The organism is Bradyrhizobium sp. CCGB20, assembly GCF_024199855.1.
In the GTDB taxonomy this organism is placed as follows: domain Bacteria; phylum Pseudomonadota; class Alphaproteobacteria; order Rhizobiales; family Xanthobacteraceae; genus Bradyrhizobium.
The window spans coordinates 1,381,979-1,404,993 of record NZ_JANADN010000001.1; the positions used below are offsets into that span (position 1 = coordinate 1,381,979).

Annotated in this window: 21 protein-coding genes; 12 read left to right on the forward strand and 9 right to left on the reverse strand. The window is 65.2% G+C overall.

The features are described from left to right. Window positions 1-14: 14 nt before the first annotated feature. From NLM15_RS06420 to NLM15_RS06450, 7 genes are all read left to right on the forward strand, one after another. The gene (locus tag NLM15_RS06420; RefSeq protein ID WP_254124158.1) at window positions 15-1,466 is read left to right on the forward strand and encodes a glycerol-3-phosphate dehydrogenase; all 1,452 of its coding nucleotides are present in this window, start codon (window positions 15-17) and stop codon (window positions 1,464-1,466) included. Between the two features lie 118 nt (window positions 1,467-1,584). Continuing rightward, on the forward strand, window positions 1,585-2,757 hold the full coding sequence (locus tag NLM15_RS06425) for an ABC transporter ATP-binding protein (protein WP_254116189.1): 1,173 nt from the start codon (window positions 1,585-1,587) through the stop codon (window positions 2,755-2,757). Further along, the gene (locus NLM15_RS06430; protein WP_254116190.1) at window positions 2,754-3,668 is read left to right on the forward strand and encodes an ABC transporter permease; all 915 of its coding nucleotides are present in this window, start codon (window positions 2,754-2,756) and stop codon (window positions 3,666-3,668) included. Before NLM15_RS06425 ends, NLM15_RS06430 begins: the two co-directional genes overlap by 4 nt. Before the next feature lie 4 nt (window positions 3,669-3,672). Then, window positions 3,673-4,485: an ABC transporter permease gene (locus NLM15_RS06435; protein WP_254116191.1), complete on the forward strand. Its 813-nt coding sequence runs from the start codon at window positions 3,673-3,675 to the stop codon at window positions 4,483-4,485. A gap of 13 nt (window positions 4,486-4,498) precedes the next feature. Then, a complete protein-coding gene (locus NLM15_RS06440) occupies window positions 4,499-4,996 on the forward strand; it encodes a DUF6622 family protein (protein ID WP_254116192.1) in 498 nt (165 codons plus the stop codon). 123 nt (window positions 4,997-5,119) lie between these two features. After that, entirely contained in the window at window positions 5,120-6,103 is a 984-nt protein-coding gene (locus NLM15_RS06445; RefSeq protein WP_254116193.1) for a TRAP transporter substrate-binding protein, read from the forward strand. Window positions 6,104-6,117: 14 nt separating this feature from the next. Beyond that, window positions 6,118-8,145, forward strand: coding sequence for a methyl-accepting chemotaxis protein (locus NLM15_RS06450; RefSeq protein ID WP_254116194.1), 2,028 nt, complete (start codon window positions 6,118-6,120; stop codon window positions 8,143-8,145). Between the two features lie 114 nt (window positions 8,146-8,259). Here NLM15_RS06450 and NLM15_RS06455 read toward each other — a convergent pair whose 3' ends face one another. The 4 genes from NLM15_RS06455 to NLM15_RS06470 all read right to left on the reverse strand — a co-directional run bounded on the left by NLM15_RS06455 (window position 8,260) and on the right by NLM15_RS06470 (window position 13,577). Beyond that, window positions 8,260-9,126, reverse strand: a complete 867-nt coding sequence (locus tag NLM15_RS06455) for a carbohydrate ABC transporter permease (RefSeq protein WP_254116195.1) — start codon at window positions 9,124-9,126, stop codon at window positions 8,260-8,262. Further along, window positions 9,123-9,995, reverse strand: coding sequence for a carbohydrate ABC transporter permease (locus NLM15_RS06460; protein WP_254116196.1), 873 nt, complete (start codon window positions 9,993-9,995; stop codon window positions 9,123-9,125). Before NLM15_RS06460 ends, NLM15_RS06455 begins: the two co-directional genes overlap by 4 nt. A 98-nt stretch (window positions 9,996-10,093) precedes the next feature. After that, window positions 10,094-11,479 (reverse strand): ABC transporter substrate-binding protein, encoded by a 1,386-nt coding sequence (locus tag NLM15_RS06465; protein WP_254116197.1) that lies wholly within the window; start codon window positions 11,477-11,479, stop codon window positions 10,094-10,096. Window positions 11,480-11,687: 208 nt separating this feature from the next. After that, a complete protein-coding gene (locus NLM15_RS06470; RefSeq protein ID WP_254124159.1) occupies window positions 11,688-13,577 on the reverse strand; it encodes an AsmA family protein in 1,890 nt (629 codons plus the stop codon). Window positions 13,578-13,849: 272 nt separating this feature from the next. On the opposite strand from NLM15_RS06470, the gene NLM15_RS06475 reads away from it, so the two are divergent. Then, a complete protein-coding gene (locus tag NLM15_RS06475; RefSeq protein WP_011089830.1) occupies window positions 13,850-14,557 on the forward strand; it encodes a CoA transferase subunit A in 708 nt (235 codons plus the stop codon). A 15-nt stretch (window positions 14,558-14,572) separates the two neighbouring features. Further along, the gene (locus tag NLM15_RS06480; RefSeq protein WP_011089829.1) at window positions 14,573-15,223 is read left to right on the forward strand and encodes a 3-oxoacid CoA-transferase subunit B; all 651 of its coding nucleotides are present in this window, start codon (window positions 14,573-14,575) and stop codon (window positions 15,221-15,223) included. 76 nt (window positions 15,224-15,299) lie between these two features. Here the strand turns inward: NLM15_RS06480 and NLM15_RS06485 are convergent, their stop codons facing one another. The 3 genes from NLM15_RS06485 to NLM15_RS06495 form a co-directional block, all read right to left on the reverse strand. Next, window positions 15,300-16,175, reverse strand: coding sequence for an SUMF1/EgtB/PvdO family nonheme iron enzyme (locus NLM15_RS06485; RefSeq protein WP_254116198.1), 876 nt, complete (start codon window positions 16,173-16,175; stop codon window positions 15,300-15,302). Between the two features lie 53 nt (window positions 16,176-16,228). Beyond that, window positions 16,229-17,326 (reverse strand): copper-containing nitrite reductase, encoded by a 1,098-nt coding sequence (nirK, locus tag NLM15_RS06490; protein WP_254116199.1) that lies wholly within the window; start codon window positions 17,324-17,326, stop codon window positions 16,229-16,231. A 237-nt stretch (window positions 17,327-17,563) separates the two neighbouring features. Beyond that, window positions 17,564-17,770: a hypothetical protein gene (locus NLM15_RS06495; protein ID WP_254116200.1), complete on the reverse strand. Its 207-nt coding sequence runs from the start codon at window positions 17,768-17,770 to the stop codon at window positions 17,564-17,566. A 158-nt stretch (window positions 17,771-17,928) separates the two neighbouring features. Between NLM15_RS06495 and hemN the strand changes: the two genes are divergently transcribed. Beyond that, window positions 17,929-19,281 carry an oxygen-independent coproporphyrinogen III oxidase gene (hemN, locus tag NLM15_RS06500; RefSeq protein WP_254116201.1) on the forward strand — a complete coding sequence of 451 codons (1,353 nt, stop codon included), beginning with the start codon at window positions 17,929-17,931 and terminating at the stop codon, window positions 19,279-19,281. 183 nt (window positions 19,282-19,464) lie between these two features. Then, window positions 19,465-19,662, forward strand: coding sequence for a DUF1858 domain-containing protein (locus NLM15_RS06505; RefSeq protein ID WP_027561005.1), 198 nt, complete (start codon window positions 19,465-19,467; stop codon window positions 19,660-19,662). Between the two features lie 87 nt (window positions 19,663-19,749). On the opposite strand, the gene NLM15_RS06510 is transcribed toward NLM15_RS06505, so the two are convergent. Next, entirely contained in the window at window positions 19,750-20,460 is a 711-nt protein-coding gene (locus tag NLM15_RS06510) for a Crp/Fnr family transcriptional regulator (protein WP_254116202.1), read from the reverse strand. A 156-nt stretch (window positions 20,461-20,616) separates the two neighbouring features. Here NLM15_RS06510 and NLM15_RS06515 point away from each other — a divergent pair, with 156 nt between their 5' ends. After that, window positions 20,617-21,828: an NnrS family protein gene (locus tag NLM15_RS06515; protein ID WP_254116203.1), complete on the forward strand. Its 1,212-nt coding sequence runs from the start codon at window positions 20,617-20,619 to the stop codon at window positions 21,826-21,828. Window positions 21,829-21,830: 2 nt separating this feature from the next. Here the strand turns inward: NLM15_RS06515 and NLM15_RS06520 are convergent, their stop codons facing one another. Beyond that, entirely contained in the window at window positions 21,831-22,868 is a 1,038-nt protein-coding gene (locus tag NLM15_RS06520) for an AraC family transcriptional regulator (RefSeq protein ID WP_254116204.1), read from the reverse strand. Window positions 22,869-23,015 lie beyond the last annotated feature (147 nt).

Here is a 23,015-nt window from a genome sequence, read left to right on the forward strand (position 1 = left end):
CATTCGACGGCTTCATGGCGGATTACGACCTTGCGATCATCGGCGGCGGCCTGAACGGTGTCAGCCTCGCCCGCGATGCGGCCGGCCGCGGCCTGCGGGTCATCCTGTTGGAGCAGGGCGATCTCGGCGGCGCCGCCTCGTCGGCGACGCCGCGGCTGATCCATGGCGATCTCTCGGTGCTGGAGCGCCGCGGTTTCCGGCGGGTGCGCCGGGCTTTGGCCGAGCGCCGGACCTGGCTTGCCATCGCGCCGCATCTGGTCCGGCCGATGCGCTTCGTGATCCCGGCCCATTCCGAGGAGCGCCCGCCCTGGCTGCTGCGCGCCGGGCTCTATGTCTATGACAGCCTGACGAACCGCAGCGGCTTGCCGGGATCGACCACGCTCGACATCACGCATCATCCGGTCGGTAACGCACTGAAGCGGCCATTCGGCACGGCTTTCGAATATTCGGACTGCGTCGTCGACGATTCCCGCCTGGTGGTGCTCACGGCGCTGGATGCCGCCGAGCGTGGCGCGACGATCCGGACCGGGGCTCGCTGTGTCCGCGCCGATCGAACCGACACCTGGCGCCTCGCGGTGGTCGATCGCGGCCATCGCCGCGCGATCACGGCCCGGTCGCTCGCCAACGCCACCGGCGGCTGGACCTCGATGGTCGCGGAGACCGTGCTGCGGCAGCCGCAGCCCGCCATGGCGGCGATGCAGATGAGCCAGATCATCGTGCCCAGGCTGTTCGAGTCCGATAACGTCTACGTCTTCCAGAACAGCGATGGCCGGCTGATCTTCGCGAGCCCCCTTGAGCGCGACTTCACGCTGATCGGCACGGTCACGCGCGACTTCACCGGCGATCCCGCGATCGTCGCGATGCGAGGGGATGATGTCAGCTATCTCTGCGAGGCGGCCAGCCGTTACTTCCGCGAGCGCGTCGCGCCGACCGACGTCGTGCGCGCGGTCTCCGGCGTCAACCTGACGCCGGCGTCCGCGCGGCGGCGTGACGGCACGGCGCTGTTCCACGCGCGCCGGCGCAAGGCGCCGCTGATCACGATGTTCGGCGGCGACGTCACCACCTCGCGCCTGCGCGCGGAGCGGGCCGTGACGCGGCTGACGCCGTTCTATCCGATGTCGCCGCGCTGGACCGCCGGCGCCGCGCTGCCCGGCGGCGATTTTGCCTGGGATCGTTTCGACACCGAGGTCGACCTCGCACGCGACCGCTGGCGCTTCCTCTCGGAGCCGCAGGCCCAGCGCCTTGTCGCGGCCTATGGCTCGCGATTGCCGGCGGTGCTGGGCGAGGCGAAGACGCGCGAAGAGCTCGGCCCCGCCTTCGGCCCCGAACTGACCGGCGCCGAGGTGCGCTATCTCATGACCCACGAATGGGCGCGCTTCCCCGAGGACATCCTGTGGCGCCGCTCCAAGCTCGGCCTGACCATGCCGGCCGCCGATCGTGACGCGCTGGCGGCATTCATGGCGTAGCCCGGATTACGCTGGCGCTCCATCCGGGCCACAGACTGCAATGTAAGTTATTGCCGAACCGGTTGAGCAAACGCCGATCGGCCGCTAGCGTGCGGCGGAATCGGGGTTGGCAGGGACCATGACGGACGAATTGCCCAGAACAGACGCCGCGGCGAAAGCGGCCGGCGGAGATGCGCCCCCTGCGGCGGGCCAGCCGCTGCTGCGCATCGAGGGCGTCGCCAAGACCTTCGGCACGTTCCGGGCCGTGGACGGCGTGTCGCTCGACATCAAGGCCGGCGAGTTCTTCGCGCTGCTCGGACCCAGCGGCTGCGGCAAGACCACGCTGCTGCGCATGCTCGCCGGCTTCGAGGCACCGGACGAGGGGCGTATCCTGCTCGGGGACAAGGACATCGCGCAGGCGCTGCCGCATGAGCGGCCGATCAACATGATGTTCCAGAACTACGCGCTGTTTCCGCATCTGTCGGTGCGCGACAACATCGCCTTCGGCCTGAAGCGCGCCGGCATGGCGCGTGCAGAGATCGCGACGCGCGTCGCGGAGATGATCGCGCTCGTGAAGCTCGAGGGGCTGGAGAAGCGCAAGCCCGACCAGCTCTCCGGCGGCCAGCGCCAGCGCGTGGCGCTGGCGCGCGCATTGGCGCGCCGGCCGCAATTGCTGCTGCTCGACGAGCCGCTCGCGGCGCTCGACAAGAAGCTGCGCGAGAGCACGCAAGGCGAGCTGATGGAATTGCAGCGCCGGCTCGGCATGACCTTCATCATCGTCACCCACGATCAGGAGGAGGCGATGACGATGGCGAGCCGGATCGGCGTGATGAAATCAGGCAAGCTTGCCCAGGTCGCGCCCCCGCGCGAGCTCTACGAGGCGCCGCGCTCGCGCTGGATCGCGGAGTTCGTCGGCGACGTCAATCTGTTCGACGGTGAGTCCAAATTGCGCGACGGTCACCGCCTGGTCATTGGCACGCGTGATGCGGGCGCGTTGGTGGTGGCCGAGCCGCGGGAGCCGCTTGGCGCAGGAAAATTTTCGATCGCGATCCGTCCCGAAAAGGTCAAGCTGTCGCGCCGCGGCCCGGTGAGCGAGGCCGGTCGTGAAACCGCGATCAATACGCTCGACGGCGTGATCGCGGACATCTGCTATCTCGGCGGCACCACCACCTACAAGGTGAAACTCGATACGGGCGGGATGATACAGGCTTCCGTCGCCAACAGTGCGCGCCTCGACGTCGACGCCTACAGCCTGAACCAGCGCGTCGTCGCCTGGTTCACGCCTGACGACTGCGTGGTGCTGCCGTCATGAGCTCCCGCCGCATCTTCGCGCGACCGGCGCGTTTTGCCGCGATCGCGCCCTATGTCTGGATTGTGCTGTTCTTCCTGGTGCCGTTCGGCTTCGTGCTCAAGATCAGCCTGTCGCAGACCGCGATCGCGCAGCCGCCTTACGAGCCGGTGTTCGCCCTGACCGCGGGATGGGAGGCGCTTACGGCGGCCTTTGCCGCTTTGTCGATCGACAATTTCAAGCTGCTCGCCTCGGACGACATCTATGTGTTCGCCTATGTGCGCAGTTTGACCGTTGCTCTCACCGCGACGGCGCTGTTGCTGCTGATCGGCTATCCCATCGCCTACGGCATGGCGCGGCTGCCGAAACGCTGGCAAGCGGTGGCGATGGTGCTGGTGATCGTGCCGTTCTGGACCTCGTTCCTGATCCGCATCTACGCCTGGATCAACATCCTCCAGCATGACGGCCTGCTCAACCAGATCCTGCTGGCGCTGCATCTGGTCAGCCAGCCGGTGGTGTGGCTCTCGACCGACAGCGCGATGTATATCGGCATCGTCTATTCCTATCTGCCGTTCATGATCCTGCCGCTCTATGCCACGCTCGCGAAGATGGAGCCGGTGCTGGAGGAGGCGGCCTCTGATCTCGGCGCGCCGCCGTGGCAGGTGTTCTGGCTCGTCACCTTTCCGCTGTCGCTGCCCGGTGTCGGCGCGGGTGTGCTGCTGTGCTTCATCCCGATCGTGGGCGAGTTCGTGATCCCGGACCTTCTGGCCGGCTCCAACTCACTGATGATCGGCCAGACCCTGTGGCTCGAATTCTTCACCAACAAGGACTGGCCGGTCGCGTCCGCGGCGGCCATCGTGTTGCTGGCGGTGCTGCTGGTGCCACTGCTGCTGTACGAGCGGCTCCAGAAGCGGCAACTGGAACAGGGGCGGTGAGGCGATGCGCAAGGTCTCCCGCCTGTCCCGCTTCAACATCGCCTCGCTCGCGCTGGGGCTGGCGTTCCTTTACCTGCCGATCCTCATCCTCGTCATCTATTCCTTCAACGCCTCGCGGCTGGTGACGGTGTGGGGCGGCTGGTCGCTGCGCTGGTATCACGAGTTCTTCAATGACCGCGCCATGATCGAAGCGGCCTGGATGAGCGTGAGGGTCGCGGTCTCCTCCGCGACCATCGCCACGCTGCTCGGCACCCTCGCAGCCGTTGCGTTGTCGCGCGGCGAGCGCTTTCGCGGCCGCACGCTGTTCTCCGGCATGCTCTACGCGCCGCTCGTCATGCCGGAGGTGATCACCGGTCTGTCGCTGCTGCTGTTGTTCGTCGCGTTGAATGCCGAGCGCGGCTTCTGGACGGTGACGATCGCGCATACCACGCTGACGATGTGCTTCGTCGCGGTGGTCGTGCAGTCCCGCCTCGGCTCGCTGGATCGTTCGCTGGAGGAGGCTGCGATGGACCTCGGCTGCAACCCGGTTCGCGCGTTCGTCGCCGTGACGCTGCCGCTGATCGCGCCCGCGATCGTGGCGGGCTGGATGCTGGCCTTCACCCTGTCGCTCGACGATCTCGTGATCGCGAGCTTCACCACCGGGCCCGGCTCGGCGACGCTGCCGATCCGGATCTATTCGGAGGTGCGGCTCGGCGTGAAGCCCGAGATCAACGCGATCTGCACGCTGGTGATTGCCCTGATCGCGGTGGTCATCGTCATCGCCTCGCTGGCCTCGAAACTGTCGAGCTCGCAGGGCGAGAGCGCGGCGCCGCTGTAGGGGAGGAGTGATCATGACATTCGCCTATCAGGTCCTGATCCATACGCCGGTCTGGGTCTGGATCCTGCTCGCCTATCTGGTGTGGCAGGGTGTTCAGGCCATGCAGCCACGCACGACGCCGATCTGGCGCGCGCTGATCGTACCGGTCGTGTTCATCGTCTGGGGGATTTCGCGAATCGGCTTCGGTCCTCAGGACACCGCGTGGCCGCTGGTCGCCTGGATCGCGGCCGCACTGGCGTTGCTGCCGCTAGGCGTCCTGACGCCGCAGCCTTTCGATGTGGATCACAACACCGGTGAGATCATCCGGCCGGGCAGCGCCTTTGCCCTGATCCGCAACGTCGTCGTGTTCTCTCTTCAATATGCCGTCGGCGTGATCTCGGCGATCGATGCCAGCGACCGCGCGCTCGCGATCATTGTCGGACGTGCCATCTCCGGCGCCACCGCCGGCTATTTCATAGGTTCGACGATCGCGCTGCTGGTCGCCTATCGACGCAAGAGCGCGGAGAAATGATCAGTGCGACCGGAGTGCGCGGTGAAGCCGGGCGCCTAAGGTGCTCGGGCACCGCCCGGAATCTAGGTTAACAATTCATATAGCTTATCTCGTTATCGTCGCCTCGCTTGGGGAAGAGGGGCGATGAAGCGGCTTTACATTGGTGTGGCCAGCACGGTTCTGGCTTTATTCTGTTTTGCTGTTCGGCCGTCGGCTGCTGCGACGCAGATGGTGTCGCTGCTGTATAATGGCTCGCCGCAGTCGCCGCAGCAGATCGGCTCCGACGAATTTCGTCGCAAGCTCGCCGAGCTCGCACAGGGTCGCATCATCCTCGATGCACGCGCCGGCAACGCGCTGGGCAGTGAGACGGCGATCCTTGCCGCCATGCGCAGCGGTGTGGTCGACATGGCGACGCTGTCCGGCTCGGTGGTCAGCTCCGCCGTGCCCGAGTTCGGTGTGTTCGACGTGCCGTTCCTGTTTCGTGATGCGGCGCAGGCCAAGGCGGTCGCAGAGGGGCCGGTTGGCGCGCTGTTCGCCAAGCATTTCGCCGACAAGGGACTGGTGCTGCTCGCGATCGGCAAGCAGGGCTTTCGCAACGTCACCAATTCGAAGCGGCCGATTCATTCTCCGGCGGACCTTCGCGGCCTGAAGATCCGCGTGCTGCCGAACGAGGTCTATCAGATGACCTTCAAGGCGCTGGGCGCCGAGGTCGTGCCGATGGAGTTCACACTGGTGTATTCCGCGCTGAAGGATGGCCGCATCGACGGGCAGGAGAACCCGGTCATGACGATCGCCACCAGCCATCTCGAGGAGGTGCAGAAATATGCCAGCCTGACCGGGCATTTCTTCGCGCCGATCGCCTTCGTCGCCAATCGCGACGTGTTCCAGGCCCTGAAGCCCGCCGACCAGGCCGCGATCATCGCCGCGGCCAAGGCCGGTGCGGAGGCGACCTGGCAGAGTGGCGTCGCGGAAGAGACAAAGAAGATCGAGGAGCTGCGCAAGGCCGGCATGGAGATCATCGAGAAGGTCGATCGCCAACCCTTCATCGACGCCGTGAAGCCCCTGGAGCCCGAATTCGAGAAGCGCTTCGGCAAGGATCTGCTCGCCCGGATCCGGGCTACGCCGTAATCGCGGGAAACATCATGAACCTGTCATTGCTCCTGTCGCGCATCGGCATCCGCCCGCGCATCTTCGGCGGCTTCACGCTGGTCCTGGGTTTCCTCTGCGTGCTGGCGCTGCTTGCTGTCATGCGGCTGTCCGAGATCGGCGGCACCGTCGGCGAGCTCGTCACCAGCGCCGACGGCGATGCCGGCATGGCGAGGGTGCATGCCGCGCTGCTCTCGTCCAACGTCACCGTCGAGAAGTTCATCCGGACGCGCAATCTCGGCGACCGCGATAGCGCCATGAAGGCGATCGACGGCTTTGGCCAGACCTTTGACCAGGTCGATCAGCAGTTCGCCCGCCTGCCGGCGATTGCCGCCGGCCGGAGCGCGCTGGTCGATGCGCTCGGCACCTATCGCAAATCCTTCACGGCGGTTGCCGCCGCGGTCGATCGTCTGCGCAGCGCGAGCACCAAGAGCGAGGCGCTCGGCGCCTCGGCAGGCCTCGACGTTGGCGCGATCAATGTGACGCTTGCCAACCAGCCTGACCGTCTGCTCCAGCCGCTGCGTCTGGCCGGTACGGTGGATGCGATGCGCGTCTCGATGCTGCGTTTCACCATCACCCAGGCCCAGGTCGACGCCGACGATGCCGGGATGACGATCGGCTACGCGCTGGCCGCGGTGGCCGATAGCGAGGCGGAGATCGCCGACGTCGAAGCGCCGCGACTGAAGAACCTGATCGCGGCGCTGAAAAAGGTGCTTGCCGATCAATCGGCGACGCTGACGGAGCTGTCTGCCGCGATGGGCGAGCTGCGCAAGGCGCAGGCCGATCTCGTCAAGTCCAGCAGCGCGATCGACGCCAAGGCGGCCGAGATCAGCCGGGCCCTCGGTGCGACGCGCACCGAGCAGAGCCGGCTGACGGCCGGTTCGGTCGATCAAACCCGCAATCTCGTGTTCACGGTGGCCGCGTTCGCACTCATCCTGGGCGCGTTGCTGGCCTGGCTGATCGGACGCAGCGTGTCGCGCCCGATCGGTCAGATGACCTTGCGCATGCAGAGCCTTGCGGCAGGCGAGCTGGACGAGGCGATCCCGGGCGGCGGGCGCGGTGACGAAATTGGTCACATGGCCGGCGCGGTCGAGGTGTTCCGCCAGAATGCGCAAGTTGTGCGGCGGATGGAACAGGACGCTGCCGCGCAGCGTGCTGCGGCCGAGACGGAACGCGCGTCGATGATGGCTCAGCTCGCCGACCGCTTCGATCGCGGCATGGAGGGCGTCATTGGCGGCGTTTCGAGCCGCGCCGAGGAGATGGGCCAGAGCGCCGGAAGTCTCGCCCGCGTCGCCGAGCGCGGTCGCTCGCTGGCCGAGCAGGTCGCCGCGACGTCGGCCCAGGCGTCTTCGAACGTGCAGACCGTCGCGGCCGCGACGCATCAGCTCGCCGCCTCGATCAAGGAGATTTCGAGCCAGGTCGCGCGCTCCGTATCGGTGTCGGATCAGGCCAAGGCGGAGGCCTCGCGTACCGAGGCGCTGATGCGCGCGCTGTCGGATTCGGCCGAGCGGATCGGCACCGTGGTCCAACTGATCCAGGCGATCGCGAGCCAGACCAACCTCCTGGCATTGAATGCCACGATCGAATCCGCGCGGGCCGGCGATGCCGGCAAGGGTTTTGCCGTGGTCGCCAACGAAGTGAAGAGCCTCGCAACCCAGACCGGGCGTGCCACCGAGGAGATCGCAGGGCTCGTCGCCGAGATCCAGGGCTCGACCGGGCAGTCGGTCGCTGCGATCGGCCAGATCGGCAGAACCATTGCCGAGATGACGGAGATCGCGACGACGATTGCCTCAGCCGTCGAGGAGCAGGGTGCGGCAACCAGCGAGATCGCGCGCAATGTCGAGCAGGCCGCCAACGGCACCACGGCCGTGACCGACCAGGTCGGCGCCGTCCGTACTGTGGCCGGCGAGACCGATGCCGGTGCCGAAGCCGCACTCACGGCGGCTTCAGCATTGCAGGATCAGGCACGCGCTCTCAAGACAGCTGTCGCGGAGTTTCTGCAGACTGTGCGCAAGGCGGCCTGAGGGCCTTTGCGCGCAGCCGTGGCTGCGCGGTTAGAGCAGGCGTGGACAACCCGCTATTCTCCACGCTGTCGCTCGAACGCCCTGCTTGCGGGCGACCCGATGCGTCCTGTTGCGTCAGGACTTCACCGCACCCGCCGTGAGCCCGCCCACCATGTAGCGGCGGAAGGCGTAATAGACCGCGGCCGGCGGCAGCGCGTAGATGAAGCCGGTGGTCATCAACAGCTCCCAGGGCGAATCGTCGGCAGCGAGGAAGTTGCCGAGCGCGACGGGGAGGGTGATCTCGCGGTCGTTGGACAGCAGCAGGAACGCGTAGAGATATTCGTTCCAGGCGAGCAGCACGGCATAGGTGCCGATCGCGACCAGCGAGGGCATCATCAGCGGCAGGTAGACCAGGCGGAAGATCTGGAGCGTCGTGGCACCGTCCATCACCGCGGCTTCGTCGAGCTCGACCGGCAGCTTGTCGGAGGCCTGCTTGAGCACCCAGATCGCGTAAGGGCTGGCGATCGTCACCATGGCCAGGATCAGCGACCAGTGATTGTTGAGCAGGCCGTAATTGCCCATGGTGCGGTACATCGGCACGGCGAGGAACGCCGCAGGGATGAAGTAGGTGAACAGCGCGAGGTTCAGCACAGCGCGGCCGCCCGGCACCTTCAGCCGCGAGATCGAGAACGCCGCGGCGGTCGCGATGACCAGCGTCAGCACGCCGACCGATGCCGCGATCACCAGCGAATTCCAGAACTGCACGTAGAAGTCGCGCAGGAAGTAGTGCTGCTGCTTGAACACGATCTCGAAGTTGTGCAGCGTCGGATGATCCGGCCACAGCTTGCCCGAGAACGCGTCCTCCTTCGGAGAGATCGCGAACAGGAACATGTGGTAGATCGGAATCATCGTCCACAGGAACACGGGAATGCCGATCAGCAGCAACCGTGCTTCGGTCGCGACGTCGCGCCAGGAAAATTCGCTTACGCCGGGAAGCTTCATCGCGACAACCGTTTCATCATAAAGTACACGAGCGGCAGGACGAACGGCATCGCGCAGACGATGGAAGCCATCGCGAGCGAGAGCTGGTCGAGCCGGAGATAGCGGATACCGAGCGTCGCCAGCACGTGCGTGAGGTCAGCCGGGCCACCGCCGGTGAGCAGATAGACGCTGTTGAAATCGCCGAGCGTCCAGATCATCGAGAGCAGCGTGCAGGTGATGTAGAGGGTCTGCATCGACGGCCAGGTGATGAAACGGAATTTCTGCCACCAGCTCGCGCCGTCGACCTCGGCGGCCTCGAACAGATCATGCGGGATCGCAAGGCGCCCGGTGATCAGGATCAGCGTCCAGAACGGCAGCGACTTCCAGATGTGCACGCCGATCGCCATGGCCAGCGCCACGGTCGGGTCGTTCAGCCAGTTCGGGCCGTCATCGCCGGTGAAGGAGAAGATGATGTGGTTGATCACGCCCCATTCGGGATTGAGCATGAAGCGCACCGACAGGATGGTCGGGATCGACGGCACCGCCCAGGGCAGGATGAAGATCACCGAGAGCCATTTGATCCAGGTGCGTTGCTGCGCGAAGAAGCCGGACAGGAACAGCGCGATCAGCATCTTGATGTTGATGCCGATGACCAGGAAGATCAGCGTGTTGACCGCGGCGCGCGCGAAGATCGGATCGTGATACAGCGCGACATAGTTCGACGGGGCCCGCGCCAGCCACAGCCCGTAGCAGACGGGATAGACGACGAAGGCGAGGAAGACGAGCAGATAGGGCGCGAGCAGCACGATGCCCCAGACCTGCGCCGGGGTCAGCCGCGACGACAAGGGCGGAGCGGGCATCGACTGATCGCCAGAGAGCGTGATCGCCATTCTTCAGGACTCTTTGAAAGGACTTCCGGCCGCACGAGGCGGCCGGTATTAGCGTTTCGCCTCTCCCCGCGCCAGCGGGGAGAGGAAGAAAAGAGAACTTAGCCTGCAACCTGCTTGATGCGGGCGATCAGCTCGTCGACGGCCTTGTCGACCGGGACCTTCTCGCTGACGACCCGGTTCATCGCCTTGGCCCAGACGTTCTCGTTGTTGAGGATCGTGAACTTCCAGTTCTTGGTGAAGTCGAACGCCGCGGTGCCGCCGGTGAACTGTGCGTAGACCGCCTTGCGATGCTTGTCGGCCTGCCAGAACGGGCTGGCCTGGCTTTCCTTGGTCACCGGGAACCAGCGACCGAGCGCGCCCTCGATATACGGGCGGACGTTCTCTTCCTGGAGCAGGAAGCTGATGAACTGCTTGGCCTCGGCCTTGTTCTTGGCCGCGGTGAACACCAGCCCGGTCTTGACGTCGGAGCGGTAGCGGATGGTTGAACCATCCGGTGCCTTCGGGAAGGACGCCGTGACGATGTCCTGCTCATAGGCCTTCTTGCCGGCGTCGCGCTGCTCCTGGGTGAGAGCCTGGTTCTGCGAGTCCTCGAACCACTTCGCCGCGATCGAGATCGTGAAGTTGTGGGTCATCACGATGGTCTTGTTGTGGAAAGCGACGTTGTTGTCCGGGTCCTTCCAAGTTGTGGAGGAAGGCGGCGTGCAGCCCTTGATATAGGTGTCGGTGTAGTCCTTCAGCGCGCTGATCAGGTTCTCGCGCACTTTGGGATCGTCGACCAGGAGCTTGCCGTCGTCGTCGACCAGCTTGACGTGATAGGCGTCCATGAAGGTGTAGAACGACTGGAAGGCGTCGGTGGATTCAACGCCCATCGGCTGGCCGACACCGTAGATGCGCTGGCCGGTCGCCTTGCGGATCCCCGGCTGAACCTTGTCGCACCAGAACGTCCAGTAGCCGGCCCAGTCGGTCGGGATGTCGCTCAGCTTGAAGCCGGCCTTCTCCAGCATGTCGTTCCAGATCTCGACATGCATGCTCTGCTGCTTCAGCGGGAAGCCGTAATAAGCCTTCTTCTTGGTGACGTCGTTGTAGAGGATCGAGGCATCCAGCGTGTTCTGCACGAACCGGCCCTTGATCGGCTCCATGACGTCCGAGAGATCCTCGAGCTTGCCTTCATAGGCCCACTTGCCCTGCGCCTGCACGTCATAGGAATCGGAATAGGCGACATCGGGCACGGTGCCGGCATCGAGCGCGGCGACCGTCTTCGGAATCATGTCCTGGATCGCGTACTGCGACAATTCGACCTTGATGCCGGTCTTGGCTTCGAACTTCTTGATCGTGTCGATCAGCGCGTCGTCTTCGGACCGATAGAAGCCCTTGCCCCACCAGACCGTGATCGTTTTCTGCTGCGCAAAAGCGGGTGCAGTGGCCGCAAACAGCCCAACCGCAGCGACCGCCAATGATACTGCGCCAATAGCCTTGGATTTCACGTTTTTCTCCCTCAAACGGCCGGTGTTTTTAACCGGTCGTATAAAACACTAGCGCATGGCCGTCAGCCGATCTAGCGGCATCTTGTCAGACATAGGTCGTGGGGTGTTGGGCCGGACCAGATGCTTAATGCACGCATCGATCCAATCGCCGCATCAATTCGGCCGGATCAATTCGCGATGATCCGGTAGCGCCCGACGATCGCCGTCCTCAGTTGGACTTTGCGTTGTCCTTGGCATTCTCGGCCGTCGGCGAATCTGCCGGCGCAGGGTGCTTCTCGCCGGTGATGCGCCGCTTCAGCAGGTCGAGGAAGGGCGACGCCGCCGGCGACTGGCGGATCAGGCTTTCAGGGTCAGGGAAGATCAGGGGATCGTCCCAGGGACCCTGCACCATGAATGGCAGTTGAAAGCCGGACGACGTGTTGAGGCTCGCCACGCCTTTCATGTCGTATTCGCGCGTTGGCACCGAGGCGGTGCCCGTCAGCGTGATCTTCGCGGCCGGGCCTTCGATGCGGATGTCCTCGGCGGTGGCGATCCCGTCGGAGAACCTCACCGCGATGGTGAGGGTGTCGTAAGGGGTCGAGCCGCTGCGGAAATTGCCGCCGCCCGACAGCGGCCGCCGCTCCAGCCGCTTCAGGAGTTGCTCGGCGTTGAAGCCCGAGATCGCACCGTCGTGCCCGGTCACCGTGGCAGTGCCGTCGAGCGACTGCACGAGGCCGAACGGGCTCGAGCCGGAGGCCAGCAGCGAGACGTTGATGTTGCCGCGGCCGGACAGCTTGTTGAGGCCGAACAATTCGGAGGCGCAGGCCTGAAGATCGACATCGGTGAACTGGAATTGCGCCTTGACGTCGGCGACGGTGTCGGAGCGCGCGATCCCGAACGAGCCCTTGGCGATGCCGCCATAGACCTGGGCTTCGCCGACCGAGAGTGCCAGCGTGCCGTTGCGCAAATTGGCGCCGATCGCGGTGCGGCCGAGTTTCGACGTCCCGACCGTCAGCCTGGCTGCCGACAGGCGCATGTCGAGGTCGGTGGTCGAGAGCCCGTTGAGATCGAACAGCTGCCTGTTCCAGTCGCGGGCGCCGCTGGCGAGCAGGCGGAAGGTCGAGATATACGGTGTGAAGTCGAGCGCGTCGGCGGCGAGTGTCGCCTGCAGCGTCTGCCGGCCGTTATTGGCGTAGGTCATCACGCCTTCGGCGGTGTTGCCGTCGAGGTCGACATTGACGTTGGTGAGCGCGATCGAGGCGCCGACGACATTGGCGCGCGCCTTCAGCGCGAAGCGGCCGAAGCCGCCGCTGCCGGGCTGCGGCTGGCCGGTCCAGCGCAGCGCGTTGCGCAAGGACGGGCTGTCGATGGTGAGCGTGCCTTCCATCATCGGGCTGGTGCGGTTGGCGACGCTGCCGTCGAAGGCGAGCTTGAGCGGGGCGCTGGCGATCCGCGCCTTCAGCCCGGAGCGGTCGCCGGAGAGGGCGGCGACGAAGTCGGCGAAGCTGATCGAGCCGTCGACGCGCTCGCCGCGCCAGTCGAATTGTCCGGTTGCGGCGAACGACCGCGAGATCGAGGGCCAGGCCAGCGACAGGTCGATGTCCTCGAACTTCTCGGAGGCGTGGGTGACGGCGTCCTCGTAATTGAGCACACCGTCCTGGATCCTGATCTCGGAGAACGACACCTGGTTGTCGGCGCCCGGCTTCATGGTGCGCGCGATGGTCTGGATGAAGGGCGTCCAGTTGCTTTCGCCATCCTGCTTCAGGCTGACATGGATGCGCGGCCGGAGCAGCGTCAGGTCGGCGATCTCGAAGCGTTGCAGCAGCAGCGGCAGCAGCCGGAGATTGGCGGTGAGCACGTCGACATGCAGAGCCGGGTCGCTGGTGCCGCCGCCCTTCAGGCCGACGTCATGGAAGGAGATGTAGCTTGCCGGCAGAACCGAGATGTCGATGCTGCCTGCCACGCTGAGCTCGAGCCCGGTGACGTCGCGGATCTGCGCCTCCACGGCCTTGCGCAGTGCGTCGCGGTTGATGAGCCAGGAGGTCGCGATCAGGGCGATCAGCGCGACGCCGAGCAGCGCCGCGATCGGCGTCCCGAGGCGCTTCATTCCTTGGGCCATGGTCAATGGCATGTCCTGATCGGGTTGGTCGTTGGAGCCAGAAGGGCGGGCCGGAAAACCTGCATGCCCACACCCAACCCCCGCAACTTGATGGGTTTTCTTGTCGCTTTCAAGGCCGCGGGCGGTTCTGCCCACGGCGTGGGCAGCTTCTATCACCCGGGCGCGGAACGGAGAACCCCGTATCATTGACGGCTTTGGAGGATTTCGCCTAATAATCGCCGCCAATGAGGCGCGACGCCTGCCCGCCGAAGGTTCAGTCGAAGGTTATTTGCATGAACAAGGTCTATCCCGACGCCAAGTCGGCTCTCGACGGCATTCTGAAAGACAACATGATGATCATGTCGGGGGGCTTCGGCCTCTGCGGCATCGCCGAGGAGCTGTCGGACGCGATCCGCGAGTCCGGCGTCAAGGGCCTGACGGTCGTCTCCAACAATGCCGGCGTCGACGGCATCGGCCTCAGCCGCCTGCTCGAAACCCGCCAGATCAAGAAGATGATCTCGTCCTATGTCGGCGAGAACAAGCTGTTCGCCCAGCAATTCCTGGCCGGCGAGCTGGAACTCGAATTCAATCCGCAAGGAACGCTGGCCGAGCGCATCCGCGCCGGCGGCGCCGGTATCCCGGCCTTCTACACCAAGACCGGCGTCGGCACGCTGATCGCCGAAGGCAAGGAAGTGAAGGAGTTCGACGGCGAGAAGTATCTGATGGAGCGCGGCCTGTTCGCCGACCTCGCCATCGTGCACGCTTGGAAGGGCGACACCGCCGGCAACCTCATCTACCGCAAGACCGCGCGCAACTTTAACCCGATGATGGCGACGGCCGCCAAGATCACGGTCGCCGAGGTCGAGCATCTGGTTCCGGCCGGTGAACTCAATCCCGACCACATCCACACGCCCGGCATCTTCGTGAAGCGCATCGTCGAGGTCGGTACGGCCAAGAAGCGCATCGAATTCCGCAACACCCGCCCGCGCACGGCAGCTTGAGATCAGGAGACGAAGATGGCCTGGACCCGTGAACAGATGGCCGCGCGCGCCGCGAAGGAATTGCGCGACGGCTACTACGTCAATCTCGGCATCGGCATCCCGACGCTGGTTTCGAACTTCATCCCCGACGGGGTCGATGTCAGCCTCCAGAGCGAGAACGGCATGCTCGGCATGGGACCGTTCCCCTATGAGGACGAGGTGGACGCCGACCTCATCAACGCCGGCAAGCAGACCGTCAGCGAGCTGCCCTCGACCTCGTATTTCTCGAGCGCGGATTCCTTCGGCATGATCCGCGGCGGCCACATGGACCTGTCGATCCTCGGCGCCATGCAGGTGGCCCAGAACGGCGATCTCGCCAACTGGATGATCCCCGGCAAGATGGTCAAGGGCATGGGCGGCGCGATGGACCTCGTCGCCGGCGTCAAGCGCGTCGTCGTCGTGATGGAGCATTCGGCCAAGGACGGCTCGAAGCTGCTGAAGAAGTGCAATCTGCCGCTGACCGGCGAGCGCGTGGTCGATATGGTCGTCACCGATCTCGCCGTCTTCACCATCGACAAGCATGGCGATGGTGGCATGGCCCTGATCGAGCTCGCCGACGGCGTCTCGCTCGACGAGGTCAAGGCCAAGACCGAAGCCGAATTCCGCGTCGCGCTGAAAAACACGTAAGACAGCTATCGCGAACGATCGTGAAATGGCCGGGCTTCGTCCCGGCCATTTTCGTTTTGCGCGGCGACGCTCTCGGTTACGACCTCGCCCACACTTTGCTCCACCGCGCCGACACGCTCGCGACCCATGACGGCTCCTCGCGGACCAGGCGGAAGCCGAGATTGGCGGGCGGCACGCCTTGCGCGCAGCCGCCGGCGCGGGCGTCGCGGATGAAGTCGGTGACGTAGGCGCGGTGCGCCCCCTCGGCGACACGCACGCCGCAATTCACGGTCGCCCGGCCGGCATTGCCGGCTTCGTCGATCCGCGAGCGCACGAAGCAGGTCGAGGTCCATTCCCAGACATTGCCGGCGAGATCCTCGATGCCGTGCTCGTTCATGCCGAACTTGCCGAACGGATAGGCCGTCGTGTCGGAGAGGTCGCGCTCGGATTCACGTTCGTAGCGGCTGAGCCAGCGCTTCGAAGGATCGTCTGCGTCCACGGGCGCGCCGTCATCCCTAAAGCGGGAGCCCGCCGCAAAGGCCCATTCGGCATCGCTCGGCAGGCGGTAGTTGTGGCCGGTCTTGCGCGACAGCCAGCCCGCATAGGCCTGCGCATCATGCCAGCTCACCTGTACCGCGGGACGATCAGACGCAATCGCGACGCCGCGATCGAGCGCCCGGCAGGCGCCGTCCTGCACGCAAAGCCGATAGTCGGATGACGAGACCTGGTGCCGCATGATGTGCAGCGGCCGATTGAAGCGCATCGCGCGCAGCGGCACTTCGGCCTGCTGCCCGCCGCGCGTGAAATCGCCGGCTTCGCGATAGGACAGATCACCGGGCGCGACCCTGATGATGGTGGGCTCCGTCGCCGTGCCGTGCACCGTGATCTCGGTGACCAGCGGTGCCATCGCGATCGGTCCTGCGAGCCCGGCGGCGCAGGCGAGCAGCAGCTTCAGCTTGAATGCGATCCACATGGTTCGTCCCCCAAAGAAAGAAGGGGCCGGTGATGACCGGCCCCTTGTCGCGTCTAGTTGGTGTTGGGAACCGGTATCTCCGCAGGCGCCTTCACCTGGGTCATCAGATCGTCGTTCCACTTGCCTTCGACCTTGAAGTGCGCGGTCGCGCCGAGGTCAGCGGCCTCGATCAGATTATGCGTGACATAGGCGTAGATGCCGGGTTGCAGGAATTTGTACAGCGCTGCTCCCGCCGAGCCGCCGCGGATGAACCAGGTCTCCAGGCCCGTCTCAGGCGCGTTGGAGAATTTTCCGGTCTCCCAGACATAGTCGCCATGGCCGCCGATCAGATGCGGACGGCTGTCGCGATTGGCCTGCGAATGCACGATCAGCACGTTCTCGCCGACCTTGGCGGTCAGCGCGTTCTTGCCGGTGAGCGCGCCGACCTTGCCGTTGAACACGACATGGGAGGGGATCAGCTTCTTCATCACCTCTTCGGTCTCGGTGAAGGCTTCACCCGGCGAGTCGTAGGACTTGAACTTGCCCTTCTCGTCGCGCGGCACATACATGTCCTGCTCGCCGACATAGTAGACCTTGTCGTATTTCAGCGCGTGGCCCTTGCCGTCGTTCAATCCGTCGCGCGGCAGCACCATCACCGCGCCGTTCATGCCGGAGACGACATGCCAGGGGATCATCGGGCCGCCCGGTGCGCAGTGATAGACGAACACGCCGGTCCGCGTTGCCTTCCAGCGCAGCACGACCTGCTCGCCGGGATTGACCAGCGTGAGCTCGGCGCCGCCGAGCGCGCCGGTCGCGGAGTGGAAGTCGATGTTGTGCGGCATGGTGCTGGTCGCGGGATTGACCAGCGTCAGTTCGACATAGTCGCCCTCATGCACGACCATCAGCGGGCCCGGCATCGAGCCGTTGAAGGTCATGGCCTGGAAGGTGGTGCCCTTGTCGTCGATGACCACCTTCTTTTCCTCGATGGTCATCTTGAATTCGATGATCTTGGGGCCCTGCGTCGTGGCCTGCTCATGCGCATGCACGAAGGGCGGGGCGACCAGCTCGACCTTCTGCCGCGGCAGCTTGAGCTCGCTGGCCGCGAACGTGGGTGTCGCGAGCATCAAGGCGGTCGCGGCGGCGCTGATCAATGCGGCTCTGCGGGTGAACATCGGAAGCATCCTTCATCTGAAAGGGTTTTGATGACGGATGCAGTGTGCGCCTGTTGCGGCAAGAGTGTTTGCGCTGCGACAAGCTTTTGCCGGATTCGTCTCCGGTAAAATCCTTAAGAGGTTTGCCGAAGATCGCATCGACGATGCGAAGGACGCGTTGCCGCGCGGCTCAATTTCGCCAGAGGCAAATCGTTCGCATCTTCAACTGCGTTTTGATCGCGAATGTTTGGTTGTCGACTAGAGAAGCTGGATCGCAATCCAGACCGTGCCCCAGACCGCGAGCGACAGTGCGGCAAAGACGGCGGCCGTGATCGCGACGGCGCGCACGATATGACCTGCGCCTGCCGTGGGCGTGGCGGGTACGGGACGAAAATCGTCGAAGCGCGGGATGTGACCGCGAACGCCGGTGAGCCAGAGAACGAGATCGAGCGCGAGCGACGTCATGGCCTATCTCCAGGGAGCAATGATTGAACGTCATCATGCTCGCGATCAGGCGCCCGGACTTTGAGCGAGCGCAAGGTGGTCCGCCCGGAAACGGGTAATCCAATGCCATCCGGGATTGCCGCGCCACCGCGCGGCATCGATTTACGAATGGGTAAGACATGAGGACAGATCTCGCAGCGAGCTATGGCGAAGAACGTCTGCCGCGCTACACGAGCTATCCGACCGCGCCGCATTTTTCGTCGGCGATCGGTGCAGATACTTACGCTAGGTGGCTGTCCGAGTTGCCCGCGAGCGCCGGCGCGTCTCTTTATCTGCACGTGCCGTTCTGCCGTGAGATGTGCTGGTATTGCGGCTGCCATACCCAGATCGTCCGCCGCGACGGGCTGATTGCGGCCTATCAGCGGACGCTGCGCAGCGAGATCGCACAGGTCGCCGAAACCATCGGCCGCCGCATCAAAGTCGAGCACATCCATTTCGGCGGCGGCACGCCGACCATCATGGCGCCGGAGGCCTTTGCCGAATTGATGGCGGCGATGCGACATTCGTTCTTCGTGCTGCCGTCGGCCGAGATCGCGGTCGAGATCGACCCGCGCACGCTGACATCAGAGATGGTGGAGGCGATGCGGCTCTCCGGCGTCAACCGCGCCAGCCTCGGAGTGCAGAGCTTCGATCCGGTCGTGCAGCGCGCGATCAACCGCGTGCAGAGTTTTGAGCAGACGGCGTCCGTCGTGGACATGCTCCAGCATGCCGGCATCAAGGGCATCAACTTCGATCTCATCTACGGCCTGCCGCACCAGACCGTCGCCTCGTGCCTGGACACCGTGCGGCGCTCGCTCGCGCTCGGGCCCGACCGCTTCTCGGTGTTCGGTTATGCGCATGTGCCCGCGTTCAAGAAACACCAGCGCATGATCGACGAGAACCATCTGCCTGATGGTCTTGCGCGTCACGACCAGGCCTGCGCGATCGCCAATGCGCTGAAGGAAGCCGGCTATGTGCAGATCGGGCTCGACCATTTCGCCCGCCCCGGCGACGCCATGGCCGTCGCCTTCGAGGACCGGACGTTGCGCCGTAATTTCCAGGGCTATACCACCGATAGGGGTGAGGTTTTGATCGGCTTCGGCGCCAGCGCCATCGGACATCTGCCGCAGGGCTATGTGCAGAACGAGGTGCAGATCGGAGGCTATGCGCAAAGCATCGCGTCTGGTCGCCTCGCCACTGCCAAGGGCTACGGGCTCACCGACGACGACCGGCTGCGCGCCGACATCATCGAGCGCATCATGTGCGAGTTCAGCGCCGATCTCGGCGACATCTGCGCGCGCCATGGCGCGCAACCCGAAGCGATGCTGCAATCGGCCGCGCGCCTGAAGCCGCTGATCTCGGACGGCATCGTCAGGCTCGACGGCGACCGCCTCGCGGTCGCAAACGACTCGCGCTTCCTGGTCCGCAGCGTTGCCGCCGCGTTCGACGCGCATCTGGATCCGGGGAAGCAGTTGCATAGCAGGGCGGTGTAGGCTCCCTCCGTCATTCCGGGGCGCGCCACTTGGCGCGAGCCCGGAATCCATTGTTCTGCGTCACGTGCTGCCCGATGGATTCCGGATTCGCGCTGCGCGCGCCCCGGAATGACAGCGCAGCTTGCGCTCCAACAAAGAAACACCACCCCGCTCCGCTATCGTCACTTCGGAACGGAGTTGTCCATGCCCTTCCGATCCGACGATCTGGTCGATGACATCATGCGCACGGCGCCGCACACGATCCGCGTGTTTCTCGCCTTCAGGATGGCTTGCGTCGGCTGTCCGATCGCGACCTTCCACACCGTGGAAGACGCCTGCCGCGAGCATGGCATCGATCAGGACAAATTCCTCGCCGCGCTGTGCGAATGCGTGCCGGCGTGAGGCGGGTTGGAGTTCGCGCGGGTCGCGCGCGGATTCCCGGGTGAGGGCGCACTTTTCGCCGTAAGCGGAAGCGCCCTCACCCCTAATTCAAGCCGGGCCGCTGTCCGCCGTTCGCTCCGCCAGCACCACGATCCTGTGCGGATCGCGCAGGATGATGCGCTGGCGGCCGCTCTCGACGAGGCCCTGGCTCTCCCAGCCGCTCAGGATGCGGCTGACGGTGTGCAGCGTGGTGCCGGTCATCTGCGCGATATCCTGGCGGCTGATCGGGAAATCGATCTCAATGCCGTGGTCGAGCTTCTTGCCGGACTGTTTTGCGAGCCGCAGCAACGCATGCGCGACGCGCTGCTCGACTTGCTGGGTCGACATTTCCAGAATGCGGGTGTGGCTCTCCTGCAGCCGCGCGCCGACGGTCTGGAGCGTGTTGGCGGCGATCGCCGGAAACCGCTCGATCAGCCGCGGCCAGGCCGAATTCCGCCAGATCAGCACCACGCTGTCGTCGACCGCCATCGCGGTTGCCGGATAATGCGCGGCTCCGATCGCCATCGCGAGCCCGAAGGTCTCGCCGGGGGCGACATAGCGCACCACGATCTGCTCGCCGGTCGGCGTGGTCTTGGCCGCGCGGACATGGCCGTGCAGCAGCAGGAAGAAGGATTGCGCATCGGCGCCCTGCTCGAAAATGGCTGTGTTCTTCGGATAACGCGCCGAACGGGCCTCGCGCAGGATCTCGTCGAGGTCCTCCGGCTTGACGCCGGCGAACAGCGGCAAATGCGCAACCAGCGATGTGTCGACCTTGGCCATTCTGCCTCCTTGGCGCTCAGGAGTTTGGCGCTCGGGAGTGTGATGGCACCTGCAATCGTCAGGCAGTTTGCGATAGCGCAAAACGGACCGCCCGGACGGCAGTATTTTTCCAAGTGACCATTCAAGTAACGGTCCGAATTCACAGGAGTTGCCCCCATGGCTGGCGCCCGATCCCGCAATTTTGAGGGCTGGCCGCTGTTTGCGAACAGCTTTCGGCCCTTTTTCCTGCTCGCCGCGATCCAGGCGGGGCTGTCGATCCTGGCGTGGTTGCCGATGTTCTACGGCGAATTATCCGTCAGTTCCGCCTTCGCGCCGCGCGACTGGCACGTCCACGAGATGCTCTACGGCTTCCTGCCGGCGGTGATCACGGGATTCCTGTTCACGGCGATTCCGAACTGGACCGGGCGGCTGCCGATCCAGGGGACGTCGCTGGGCGCGCTGCTGGTGGTCTGGCTTGCCGGACGTCTTGCTGTGACCCTGTCCGCGGATATCGGTTGGGCGTTCGCGCTGGTCGTCGATGCCGCCTTCCTGGCGCTGGTCGTCGCGGCCGCAACGCGCGAGATCATCGCCGGCGGCAATTGGCGCAATCTGCCGGTGGTGGTGCTCGTGCTGGTGCTGCTCGCCGGCAATGTCGCGTTCCATCTGGAAGCGCATTTCGAGGGCGCGGCCGATGTCAGCATCCGCGTCGGCATCAGTGTGGTCTTGCTGATGATCTCGCTGATCGGCGGCCGCATCATCCCGAGCTTCACCCGCAACTGGCTGGTCAAGTTCAATCCCGGCCGCCTGCCGGTGCCGTTCGGGCGCTTCGACGGCGCGGTGATCGGATGCAGCGCGCTCGTACTGATCGCGTGGATCGTGGCCCCGCTGAACATGATCACCGGCGTGGTCATGGCGCTCGTCGGCGTGCTGCATCTGGTCCGGCTCGCACGCTGGGCCGGTGATCGCACCACGCGCGAGCGGCTGCTGCTGATCCTGCATGTCGGGTACGTCTTCGTGCCGCTCGGCTTCATCCTGCATGCCCTGGCCGTCTTCGGCGCGCTGCCGCCGAGCGCGGGCATTCATGCCTGGATGGCTGGCGCGGCCGGAACCATGACGCTCGCGGTGATGACGCGCGCAAGCCTCGGTCATACCGGGCAGGCGCTGACGGCCGCGCCAGCGACGCAAGGCATCTACGTCGCGATCATCGTCGCGGCAGTGGCACGGGTCGCCGCCGTGGTGTTACCGGCGCATGGCGATGTGCTGCTGCACATCGCCGCCTGCGGCTGGATAGTCGCGTTCCTCGGTTTTGCGATCGCGTTCGGCCCCTTGCTCGCCGGCAGCCCCCGCCGCGCGCTGGCCATCATGGGCGTGCCGGCCCCGGCACGCTGAGCTCAAGCCGCGCTGGCCGAGGGCACGCCGGACGGCTTTGCCAGCGGCCGCACGCCCTTGCGCCATTCGGTGATGGTGCAACCGAAGCGGCCGCGGAACCAGCGCGCCATCGCGCTCTGCGCGGAGAAGCCGAGCTGCGTGGCGATGTCCGCCAGCGGCCGGCGGGCGTCGTCGACCAGCTGGATCACGAGATCGGCACGCTGCGCGTCGAGGATCGCGGAGAAGCTGGTGCCTGCTTCGGCGAGGTGCCGATGGACGGTGCGGCGGGTGCAGGCGAGATGCTCGGCCACGCGCTCGACCGTGCAGTCGCCGCTCGCGAGCAGGATGCGTACCACCTCGTCGACCTTCTGCTCCCAGCTTGCCGGCCGAGTCTCGATCGCCTCGATCCGCTTGCGCAGATAGCTCGCGATCAGCGGATGCGCGCTCGGAATCCGCCGCTCCATGTCACGCGCCGACAACAGGATCGCGTCGTCATCGGCATTGAAGGTCACGCGGCAACCGAAGAAGTCGCGGTAGCGCTTGCGGTCGTGCGGCGGCGAATAATGCAGATGCACCTCGAGCGGCCGCCAATCGCTGCTGAACAGCGACTGGAGGATGCGGTGGATACTGCCCAGCGCCATGTCGATCGACTGGCGCGGCGCGGTCGGCTGCCGGCCGCGCAAATGCAGCGTGATGGTCACGGTCTGCTTGTCCCTGGTGACGTCGAGCTTCATGCCGTCGTGATGGACATGGATGAAGCGCGAGAACGCTTCGATGGCCTCGCCGACGGTCGCCTGTTCGCGCACGATCAGGCCGACCGCGCCAAAGTTGGTCAGACCGCCGCGCTCGGCGAGCCGCAAGCCGAAATCTTCGGCACCTGACGCTTCTGCCGATAATTCGAGCAGGCGGCGCAGGCTGGTCACGGCAATGGGCGTATCGGGCTTGTCGAGCACGGCCAGCGGCAGCCTGACCTTGCGCATCATTTGCTTCGGGTCGAGTCCCACCGACCGGGCAACATCCGGGTAGTAGCTCAAGCCTGCGCTGCGAATGAGGTCGATCATGCGACCCGTTCCTGCCAGCCATTCCCGCAGATGTCCCGAAATGTAAAGTTTCTGTCCCGATCCGTCAAATCCAGGAACAGGATGGAACATACATAAGGGAAACCGAAGCACGGGCGTGAATGCCGTGCGTATGACGGCGCGGCGCGA